The organism is Haloarcula sp. CGMCC 1.6347 (assembly GCF_037078395.1).
Classification (GTDB): Archaea; Halobacteriota; Halobacteria; order Halobacteriales; family Haloarculaceae; genus Haloarcula; species Haloarcula amylolytica.
In genome coordinates, this window is record NZ_JAYMGX010000005.1 from 34,366 (window position 1) to 42,090 (window position 7,725).

Annotated in this window: 18 protein-coding genes; 11 read left to right on the plus strand and 7 right to left on the minus strand. The window is 63.2% G+C overall.

The genetic code is table 11. The annotated features are described in order from the left end of the window. Window positions 1-115: 115 nt before the first annotated feature. Genes VI340_RS19370 through VI340_RS19400 form a run of 7 tightly spaced genes read right to left on the minus strand, consistent with a single transcriptional unit; the run spans window position 116 to window position 2,350 of the window. A complete protein-coding gene (locus tag VI340_RS19370; RefSeq protein ID WP_336359022.1) occupies window positions 116-358 on the minus strand; it encodes a hypothetical protein in 243 nt (80 codons plus the stop codon). Further along, window positions 358-537 carry a hypothetical protein gene (locus tag VI340_RS19375; protein ID WP_336359023.1) on the minus strand — a complete coding sequence of 60 codons (180 nt, stop codon included), beginning with the start codon at window positions 535-537 and terminating at the stop codon, window positions 358-360. Before VI340_RS19375 ends, VI340_RS19370 begins: the two co-directional genes overlap by 1 nt. Further along, on the minus strand, window positions 537-728 hold the full coding sequence (locus VI340_RS19380; RefSeq protein ID WP_336359024.1) for a hypothetical protein: 192 nt from the start codon (window positions 726-728) through the stop codon (window positions 537-539). The genes VI340_RS19375 and VI340_RS19380 overlap by 1 nt, the downstream gene beginning before the upstream one ends. Continuing rightward, window positions 725-1,048 (minus strand): hypothetical protein, encoded by a 324-nt coding sequence (locus VI340_RS19385; protein ID WP_336359025.1) that lies wholly within the window; start codon window positions 1,046-1,048, stop codon window positions 725-727. The genes VI340_RS19380 and VI340_RS19385 overlap by 4 nt, the downstream gene beginning before the upstream one ends. After that, entirely contained in the window at window positions 1,048-1,518 is a 471-nt protein-coding gene (locus VI340_RS19390) for a hypothetical protein (protein ID WP_336359026.1), read from the minus strand. The genes VI340_RS19385 and VI340_RS19390 overlap by 1 nt, the downstream gene beginning before the upstream one ends. Then, window positions 1,515-1,793, minus strand: a complete 279-nt coding sequence (locus VI340_RS19395; RefSeq protein WP_336359027.1) for a hypothetical protein — start codon at window positions 1,791-1,793, stop codon at window positions 1,515-1,517. Before VI340_RS19395 ends, VI340_RS19390 begins: the two co-directional genes overlap by 4 nt. Further along, on the minus strand, window positions 1,793-2,350 hold the full coding sequence (locus VI340_RS19400; RefSeq protein WP_336359028.1) for a hypothetical protein: 558 nt from the start codon (window positions 2,348-2,350) through the stop codon (window positions 1,793-1,795). The genes VI340_RS19395 and VI340_RS19400 overlap by 1 nt, the downstream gene beginning before the upstream one ends. 91 nt (window positions 2,351-2,441) lie before the next feature. Between VI340_RS19400 and VI340_RS19405 the strand changes: the two genes are divergently transcribed. From VI340_RS19405 to VI340_RS19455, 11 genes are all read left to right on the plus strand, one after another. Continuing rightward, complete coding sequence (locus tag VI340_RS19405; protein WP_336359029.1) at window positions 2,442-2,684, plus strand: hypothetical protein; 243 nt, start codon at window positions 2,442-2,444, stop codon at window positions 2,682-2,684. Next, window positions 2,668-3,294 carry a DnaJ domain-containing protein gene (locus tag VI340_RS19410; protein WP_336359030.1) on the plus strand — a complete coding sequence of 209 codons (627 nt, stop codon included), beginning with the start codon at window positions 2,668-2,670 and terminating at the stop codon, window positions 3,292-3,294. The genes VI340_RS19405 and VI340_RS19410 overlap by 17 nt, the downstream gene beginning before the upstream one ends. Further along, window positions 3,287-3,688 carry a hypothetical protein gene (locus VI340_RS19415; protein WP_336359031.1) on the plus strand — a complete coding sequence of 134 codons (402 nt, stop codon included), beginning with the start codon at window positions 3,287-3,289 and terminating at the stop codon, window positions 3,686-3,688. The genes VI340_RS19410 and VI340_RS19415 overlap by 8 nt, the downstream gene beginning before the upstream one ends. Beyond that, window positions 3,681-3,923 (plus strand): hypothetical protein, encoded by a 243-nt coding sequence (locus VI340_RS19420; RefSeq protein WP_336359032.1) that lies wholly within the window; start codon window positions 3,681-3,683, stop codon window positions 3,921-3,923. Before VI340_RS19415 ends, VI340_RS19420 begins: the two co-directional genes overlap by 8 nt. Continuing rightward, window positions 3,916-4,452, plus strand: a complete 537-nt coding sequence (locus VI340_RS19425; RefSeq protein ID WP_336359033.1) for a hypothetical protein — start codon at window positions 3,916-3,918, stop codon at window positions 4,450-4,452. The genes VI340_RS19420 and VI340_RS19425 overlap by 8 nt, the downstream gene beginning before the upstream one ends. Beyond that, complete coding sequence (locus VI340_RS19430) at window positions 4,449-4,784, plus strand: hypothetical protein (protein WP_336359034.1); 336 nt, start codon at window positions 4,449-4,451, stop codon at window positions 4,782-4,784. The genes VI340_RS19425 and VI340_RS19430 overlap by 4 nt, the downstream gene beginning before the upstream one ends. Continuing rightward, window positions 4,771-5,433 carry a hypothetical protein gene (locus VI340_RS19435; protein WP_336359035.1) on the plus strand — a complete coding sequence of 221 codons (663 nt, stop codon included), beginning with the start codon at window positions 4,771-4,773 and terminating at the stop codon, window positions 5,431-5,433. The genes VI340_RS19430 and VI340_RS19435 overlap by 14 nt, the downstream gene beginning before the upstream one ends. Further along, window positions 5,430-5,570 carry a hypothetical protein gene (locus tag VI340_RS19440; protein WP_336359036.1) on the plus strand — a complete coding sequence of 47 codons (141 nt, stop codon included), beginning with the start codon at window positions 5,430-5,432 and terminating at the stop codon, window positions 5,568-5,570. Before VI340_RS19435 ends, VI340_RS19440 begins: the two co-directional genes overlap by 4 nt. Window positions 5,571-5,717: 147 nt before the next feature. Then, complete coding sequence (locus VI340_RS19445) at window positions 5,718-6,587, plus strand: ParA family protein (protein ID WP_336359037.1); 870 nt, start codon at window positions 5,718-5,720, stop codon at window positions 6,585-6,587. Further along, entirely contained in the window at window positions 6,584-6,964 is a 381-nt protein-coding gene (locus VI340_RS19450) for a hypothetical protein (protein ID WP_336359038.1), read from the plus strand. Before VI340_RS19445 ends, VI340_RS19450 begins: the two co-directional genes overlap by 4 nt. 68 nt (window positions 6,965-7,032) lie before the next feature. Further along, complete coding sequence (locus VI340_RS19455; RefSeq protein WP_336359039.1) at window positions 7,033-7,596, plus strand: hypothetical protein; 564 nt, start codon at window positions 7,033-7,035, stop codon at window positions 7,594-7,596. The last annotated feature ends 129 nt before the right edge of the window (window positions 7,597-7,725 follow it).

The following is a 7,725-nucleotide window of genomic DNA, read 5'->3' on the forward strand; positions in this document are numbered from 1 at the left end:
CGCGACGCCGACGCGGCGACGCGGCAGGACGTGTGGGTCCTGTGACGTATTGTTGTTGGGATGGGGATTAAACCCTTGGTTGCTACCCAGATTCCGGGGAGAAAACGAGTGTATGTTAGCGCTGATGTCCGCAGCCGTGGCTCTCAACCCACCAGCGCGAGTGGACATTCGACTGTGAGCAGTTCGGGGTATGCGGGATGTAGTCGACACAGCCAGCCGTCCGCCCACACTCAGCACACCGAACCTCGCCGGTCGGCTCTCCGAGCTTGTGGCCGTCGACGTCGACTGGTGTGTCGCTCTGGACCAGCTCGAATTCAGTGTCGGGCGCGGCGAAACTCCGGATCGCTTCGCCCGCCATTAGTCATCACCGCCGACATGCCGCAGGTCGATGTCGACGCCGCCGGCGCGGGACCACTGGACGAGACACAGCCGCTCGGTCTTCGGGACAGGAACGTAGACCCCGACTGCCGCGGTCGACAGCGGCGTGATCTCGACGTGGGCGTGGTCGACCAGGCCCTCACCGTACTGAACGCTCATCAGGCGTCGACCTCCTGGACGACGACAACGCTGTCGACGATCTGCCGGCCGACGGGCCGCCAGGCACACCCAGTCCACTCTTCCTCGACGTGATCATAGCGGCCGTCGCTGCGGGGTTCGTAGCGATCCCGACGCGGGTTCCCGCCGGCGGGCGTCCGGCGAACGATGATCGCCTCCGATGGGTCCGTCATCTGGACACCCCGTTATCGATGTGTTCTGCCAACGCGGTCCGGTCGACGCCGGCAGGAACCTGCTTGTCTCCGCGAGCAAACCAGATGGCTCGCAGATGCTTGCACCCACCGCCGGGTCGGCGATGCAGCATATCCGGGCAGTCACACACGCCCGTGCCGGGGTCGGCGATGTACCGCGTGCCCTTGTTGTAGACAGCCACCTGCTCGTCCCGTGTCGCCGGGTCGTCGGCGTAGATGTCCATGTGCTCGGTCAGCGCTGCGACATCGCGATCGTCCAGCTGGGCCAGCGCTTCGATGTCGACACTCGCTGCGGCGGCCATCAGTCACCGCCCTCCGACGCGACAGTCCGCTCTACATCAGCGAGTTCCCGCGCTTCGTCGACGATTTCCTCGGGGAGCGCTCGCTCGGCGATGGTCGTCACCTCTTCCCAGACGTGGTCATCAAGTGCCTGCGCGAACAGCGTCTCCAGCATCGAGACGGCCTGACGCTCCTGGGTGCGCCGAAGGTCCTGGTTCGCTTCCTCGACCGGGACGCGAGCGAGCCGGCTCTCGGGGAAGTCGTAGGTCCCGGAGAACTCCGTCGACGGCTTGTCCGGCAGGTAGACACACGTCCACACGGCTTCCGTGTCGCTGACGTCCAGCAGCGGGTGGCTCTTGTACTCGCTGATGTCGTAGCTCTCGGTCTGTCGGTGGGCGTCGACGGAGTGTGCGGCCTTTCCGACGACGACCATCTTCCCGCGCTCGACGAGGTCGATGACGACGTCGCCCGTGCGAATGCGGGCGTCCGTCATTCGCCACCCTCCATGTAGCCCGCATCTTCAAGCGCCTCTCTCACCGCGAGGTCGTGGCTCGACCCATAGCCACGACCAACCGGCGAAGTCCCGATCGAGATCAGGCCCGCTTCGCAGTCGTAGATGCGGACCTCGTGGTCGATGCCACCGACGCCCGTCATCCGGCTGCGGATGGCGACCGTCCACTCACCGTCGGTCGCCCAGCCGCCCGGTAGCCCAGCGTCTTGGACCTCTTCGAAGCCGCGTTCGGCCAGCGCGTCAACAAGCTCGCTCATCAGGCCTCGACCTCCTCGGGGTAGAGATCGCGAACGACGGCGCGGTACGCATCGCGAGCTTCGGCGTCGATGATGTCTCCGTGACCTTCCGGCCGCGAGATGACGGCCGCCCAGTCCGAGAGCGGCGTCACACTGTCACCGTCGCCGGCGGCCTGGGACTCGACAACAACAGCGCGACCGCCGTCGGCGGTGACGAACAGCGTCCGGATGGCTGGCCGCTCGCGGTTGGCGACGCCGGTTGCTTGGCCGCGGTCGTTGGTGTCGAACTCCAGCTGGAGGCCGGCGCGTGCCTCGACAGCGAAGTACCGCTCTTCGTCAGCGGCGGCATCTTCGCGGGCGGCGTTGTCGGCCCACGTCTCTGGGATGATCTGCGGATTGTCTGACTGGTCGATCCACTTCCAAACTCGGTCCGTGCCGGCAGTTTGATTGCCGGTGCGAATTGATTGACTCATGCTTCCAGTGCGGAAGCGGTCGGACGTGTTCCCGCACGTCCCGGCCATCGTGTTCTGCGACGAATCGCCGGTGTCCCGCTTCACGTATAGTGTTACTACTGCCATATACTTATAGTTAACGACCCGTTTAATCTACCAGCATATACGACCAGTAGATACAAGTTGTGTGCGCGAGAACTATGAACGAGGCGTATGAATGAACCAGGAAATGGCACTACGGGTCGATCCCTTGATGGACGAGATGCTGGACCTCTTCGTCGAGGAGGGGAATCTCACGACCGGTGCGCTCGTGGACATGACCGGCAAATCACGAGCGACCGTAACGAAGCGGCTGGACAAACTTCGGACAGCCGAAGCTATCGAGTACGTGCACGAGAGTACGGGCCTGCATCGGCTCGTGGAAGATCCACGGGAGGACAGTGATGCCCAGCAAGACTGACCGCACCGGCGGGGAGATAGACTGGCCCCACTGGGCTGAGCGAACGCAGCGCCGCGAACGCACGTCGAAGTTCTCGGTCACGCTCGCGCAGGCGATCAACGATATCGAGACCGAACTCGAGGACAGACTCGGCGTCGACGACTGGCGGCTCTCGACGGCCGCCCAACACCGAAAGAAGGACGGCCGGCCCTACGCCGACGTGAGCCCAAACGATCCCGGCGCTGTCGTTCGCTGGACGATGGATGGCGAGCAGTACGCCGTCGCCGCCGACCAGTACGACGACCTCCGGGACAACGTGCGGGCCATCGGGCTCTACATCGCCGAGAAGCGGAAGATGAACAACCGGCCTGTCCACACTGGCCAGGACGAGTTCGCGACAGCGCAGCTGCCCAGCGGGAACGAGGACGTCATCGTCGCCGGCGACGGCACGGGGGTCGCGTCGACGCAACCACCGCACGAGGTCTTAGGCGTCGCAGAGGATGCCTCCGACGACGTTGTCGAGGCCGTCGCCCGCCGATTGTCGGCGAACGTCCACCCCGACAACGACGACGGCGATCGCGAGGAGTTCCAGCGGATCCAGGAAGCGAAGGAGGCGATGCTGAGTGGCTAAGGACTTCCCGGCCGAGGACTTGCCCCCTGTGCTGACGTTCTCCTACAAACGGTTTGACGAAGAAACGACTGCAGCTGTAGAGTCCGGGCACGAACTGCGCGACTACAAGCCCATCGACGCACATGAAATCGAAGTCGAACGTGACGCGGCGCAGCAGGCGTACCAGGATATTCGCGCTGCTATCGACGAGCGCTCGCAGTACTGGGTGATCGACGAGATCGTGGTCGGTGTCGAGACCCACCTCAAGGCCGGTATCTACACACGCTGTGCGTTTGGAGACCCGGTCGAAGCTGTCTACGGTGTCGACATCACGGTCGTCCCCGGCGACATGATTGCGCCGGTGATCCCCGCGAAAAAGCGACTCGAAGAACACCTGGAGGACAACGATGCCTAGTGAGTGCGAGCAGTGCGGCGTCACGTCCCGCGGCGCCGTCGTCCGCGAGTTCGACGGTGAAACGCTGTGTGTCGACTGCGCCGCGCCGGGTGACTGCTCCCGCTGCGGGGCCGACACATCGGAGCTGACGCTGGCCGGCGAGTGGCTGTGCAAGTCCTGTCAGAACCAGCGCCGAGAGCAACAGGAGAGTCGTGACCTCGGGCAGCACGGTCTCGGGAGGTTCGCCGATGGGTGACAGCAAAGGCCTCTACGAGAAGTACGACGTCCAGGACGAGGACGGCGAACCAGTTCTCGGCGCGTTCGTGCTCGAGCCCGCCGACGACCCAGCTGCTCGTGAGGCGCTCCGCACCTACGCTGCCGAAACGGACAACGACGCCCTCGCCGAAGATCTCCGGGACTGGGTCAACCGCTACCTGCCGGTGAGTGATGCCGAAACGAGTGACCAGTACGAGGAGTGCGACATTTGTGGCTGTGTCATCGACACGTTCGATGCCGGCTACTTCAAGAGCAACGACGACGAGACCTTCCGACACCGGATTTGCCACGAGGAAGGCGAGCCGCCGGAGGGCTACGCTTGGGAATGGGAAGACGACGGGTCAAACAAGGTCTGTCACAACCACCAGTTCAACTGCGGCCATTCGGTCTACTGCCCGCCGAACGAGCGGCCCCAGTTCTGTCCGGAATGTAATCCCATCGAGTACGTCGACGGGAGCTGGCAACACGAAAACGCCACCGCCGAAACGGGAGGTAAGTCGGAGCAATGAGCGGAACTGACCGAGGTAGCTCGGTGCTTGACCCGCGGTCCCATCTAAGCCAGTCAGTCGCTGGGTTTCTCACCTACCACTGGCCTGACGAGTGCTACGTCGTTGAAGGCGGTACTGTGGAGGTGGCGTTCTTCAACGATAACCCCCGTCAGCTTGCGGAATCAATGGCTCAAGAACTGGTCCATTCCGAGAATATTCCGTGCAGTCTGGTCCGCGATGACGACGGCGTTTTCGATGGGGTTGAGTTTGATTACTTTGACCCCGATTCGCTTGCTGACAACTGCTCAGTACACACGGCCACTGGCCAGGAGGGCAACCGTGGAGATCACTGACCACTCCGACATCATCGTCGACGATCCACTCCCGCGCGGGACGCTCCGCGACACCGACTGGGCCCACCACGTCAGCTGTAACTCGAGTCGCTGCGAGTGGGCTGGCCTGTTCCCGACGCTGCGGGTCGCCGAAGACGCCGCCAACACACACCTGCATCGCCGGCGTCGCGAGCAGGACACCTACCATGTCGGATCCTGTGGCGCACACTGCACGGAACTCAGGGCCGATCGGGCCCGCGACCAGCGGTCAACCCATCACGTCTACATGGGCAGCGTCGGTCCCCAGGAACCACTCTCGTTTGACAGCGAGTCCTGGCGGCCGTGGTATCCACGCTCGACCGACGCCGTCGACGAGCTCGTCCAGCGTGGCGACCGAATCAAACTGCCGGGCGACCGCGAGGGCAAGGTCGCGAGAGTGACAGAGACGCGGTCCTGTGGGATCGCAACCTGGTCGGTGGCCTACGCCGATCCAGGGACGGACCTCACGCGGGACGACTGGCAGTCGAAGTTCCAGAACGAACTCGTCGCTCGCGATGGCGAAGTGTTCTGCCGCTACGGTGAAGAGTTCCTGGGCCCGCCGGTGTTCGAGGTCGTCGGTGAGGCCGACCACCAGGCCGACCTCGCGGAGTTCGCAGGAGGGTCGGCATGAACGTCGCTGATGCGGACGAATACTGGATGTGTGACGAGTGCTTCGAGCAGTTCGACGCGGCGATGTATGATGAAGGCGACTGCCCGCGGCCCTACTGCGATAACTCGCCGAACACAACTCTCGAAGATTTCTGCTAACCAACACGCCGCGCCTTTCTCCGCCCACTGTTGGTTAGCATCTTATCTAAGAATCTTAGATTAGTGTCTTAGGCAACTGTCTTAGACAAGTGTCTTAGATTAGTTGTCTGACGTAGTTACTTATCTCAGAAAGACACAGACGCATCCATGCTGAGTTACACCGTGTACTCCGAAGCCGGCGGCGTCGGCAAGACGTCGCTGACGGCGAACCTCGCCGTTGCGCACGCTCGGGCGGGCCTCGATGTCTTGACCGTCCCGCTCGACCCCCAGGATGGCGACCTCTCCAGGCTCCTGGGCGTCGACGACGACCGCGCTGACAGCAGCGCAGACAACCTCGTCCGGCACATGGTCAACAGCCCTCGGGGCCCGTTCGAGGACCTCGTCCGGGCCACGGAAGGCGTCGACGTCGTCCCAGAACACAACATGCTCTCGGACCTCTCGGACCACCTCTCTCGCGAGCAAGCAAAAGCCGAGGACCTCGGTGACGCGTACAACATCTACGCGCAGCTACAGCGTGTCCTTCGCGACGCCGGTGTCGGCGACGACTACGATGTGCTCATCTGTGACCCACCGGCGACCGAGTCGGACCACCTGTACAACGCGATCTACGCCACGCGCAACCTCGTCATCCCGGTCGAGCCCAGCTGGAAGGGGCAGGCCAGCGTCGAGGGCCTCGCGGAGCTCGCGACGAACTTTGCTGACCAGCTCAACATTGACGTCGGCGTCCTCGGCGCCGTCCCGAACGGGGTCAAGAACACGAGCGACCAGCGCGAGATGCTCGGGGACATCGAGTTCGCCACGCCGGAGATCATCGGCGACCGGACGTCGCTCATGGAGGGCTGCTGGAAGCAACAGTGCTCGGCGTTCCGCTACGTCCAAGAGCATCGCAGCCCCCGCCGCGATTACGAGGTCGAGACGCTCGCTCAGTTTGACCGACTTGCCCGGTTCCTCGAGGCCGAAGCCGGTATCGAGGCACCGAGTCCGCCCGAGCCCGGCGCAATGGAGGAGCCAGCATGACGGGCTTCAAGAGCGGTGCAAGTGACGACGATCCACTCGGGAGTAACACTGAGGACGACGGAGACAGCAACGACACGCCGGCGATGAGTGATTCGGAGGTGTCCGCCCAGGGCGGTGAGGATGTTGGTGGGACGCCGACGACGTCGAGCCTGCCGTGGATCTACGCCCGGAACGGCATTACCGACGGCCGGGCCCGCACTGTCCAGCTCCATTTGCAGCAGTCGACCCTCGATGAAGAGCAGGCCGCGTTGCGAGATGTCGATATTGATGAGTCGGTCAACAAAGCCGACCTCCGTGAAGCCGCGTATCTCGTCGGCCTCGCTAATCTGGACGCCGTCGCTGACCAGCTGCGGGAGTGGGGGTACGACGCAGAGTAACTTAACCCCAGTTTGCACAAATATCTATGCAAAGTATTAAGTGGCTACCTTGCATAGAATGAAATGCAATGAGCCAAATGATGTCTGCCGACGGCGGCCGAGCCGAAACGAAACGATTCACCGACGATGTCGACGCAACGGAGCTCATCGAGGGCGACCGCATCGACCCGATGCTTGTCGCTCGCGTCCCTGGCGAACTCGGGCAGTCTATCAAGCCAGCCCACCCCGAGCAAGAGCAGCCGCCCAAGACGCAGCTCGTGGCCGCATCCGTGCTGGATACGATGGACGATGTCCACTCAGCAATCCTCGTCGACGGCGAGTCCGGCCTCCTGGTCCGCGCGTCCCGACACGACAGCAACTCAGCGATGAATCAGAAAGAAGCCGACTGGAAAGTTCGAGAGATCGGCACGAAGGTCAGCGTCGAGACCGTTCACGAACTGACGCTGTCCAGCAACGACGATCCTGCAGAAGACGACGCCGAATACATCGAGGGCTGGGCCGACGTCGTGCTGGGCGATATGTCGAAAGGCCACTTCGACTACGTTGACGAGGTCACGATGGACGGCACTACGCTAGTGCTGTCCGACACCGACGGCCGCAAGGGCATGGCGACGATCTCCCTTGAACAATGAACCGCGAAGAATGGATCCAGCAGGCCAGCCGCACGTCACTCAGCGAGCGGCAGGCTGAAGCGCTGTATCGGCGACAGAATGGCGAGAGTCGGAAAGAGGCCGCCGAGGCGATGGACATCTCGCCGTCGA

Excerpts from the sequence above, each read along its gene's own strand:
- VI340_RS19370 (WP_336359022.1), bottom strand. The coding sequence starts at position 358 with ATGGCGGGCGAAGCGATCCGGAGTTTCGCCGCGCCCGACACTGAATTC.
- VI340_RS19375 (WP_336359023.1), bottom strand. The coding sequence starts at position 537 with ATGAGCGTTCAGTACGGTGAGGGCCTGGTCGACCACGCCCACGTCGAG.
- VI340_RS19380 (WP_336359024.1), bottom strand. The coding sequence starts at position 728 with ATGACGGACCCATCGGAGGCGATCATCGTTCGCCGGACGCCCGCCGGC.
- VI340_RS19385 (WP_336359025.1), bottom strand. The coding sequence starts at position 1,048 with ATGGCCGCCGCAGCGAGTGTCGACATCGAAGCGCTGGCCCAGCTGGAC.
- VI340_RS19390 (WP_336359026.1), bottom strand. The coding sequence starts at position 1,518 with ATGACGGACGCCCGCATTCGCACGGGCGACGTCGTCATCGACCTCGTC.
- VI340_RS19395 (WP_336359027.1), bottom strand. The coding sequence starts at position 1,793 with ATGAGCGAGCTTGTTGACGCGCTGGCCGAACGCGGCTTCGAAGAGGTC.
- VI340_RS19400 (WP_336359028.1), bottom strand. The coding sequence starts at position 2,350 with ATGGCAGTAGTAACACTATACGTGAAGCGGGACACCGGCGATTCGTCG.
- VI340_RS19405 (WP_336359029.1), top strand. The coding sequence starts at position 2,442 with ATGAACCAGGAAATGGCACTACGGGTCGATCCCTTGATGGACGAGATG.
- VI340_RS19410 (WP_336359030.1), top strand. The coding sequence starts at position 2,668 with ATGCCCAGCAAGACTGACCGCACCGGCGGGGAGATAGACTGGCCCCAC.
- VI340_RS19420 (WP_336359032.1), top strand. The coding sequence starts at position 3,681 with ATGCCTAGTGAGTGCGAGCAGTGCGGCGTCACGTCCCGCGGCGCCGTC.
- VI340_RS19425 (WP_336359033.1), top strand. The coding sequence starts at position 3,916 with ATGGGTGACAGCAAAGGCCTCTACGAGAAGTACGACGTCCAGGACGAG.
- VI340_RS19430 (WP_336359034.1), top strand. The coding sequence starts at position 4,449 with ATGAGCGGAACTGACCGAGGTAGCTCGGTGCTTGACCCGCGGTCCCAT.
- VI340_RS19440 (WP_336359036.1), top strand. The coding sequence starts at position 5,430 with ATGAACGTCGCTGATGCGGACGAATACTGGATGTGTGACGAGTGCTTC.
- VI340_RS19445 (WP_336359037.1), top strand. The coding sequence starts at position 5,718 with ATGCTGAGTTACACCGTGTACTCCGAAGCCGGCGGCGTCGGCAAGACG.
- VI340_RS19450 (WP_336359038.1), top strand. The coding sequence starts at position 6,584 with ATGACGGGCTTCAAGAGCGGTGCAAGTGACGACGATCCACTCGGGAGT.
- VI340_RS19455 (WP_336359039.1), top strand. The coding sequence starts at position 7,033 with ATGAGCCAAATGATGTCTGCCGACGGCGGCCGAGCCGAAACGAAACGA.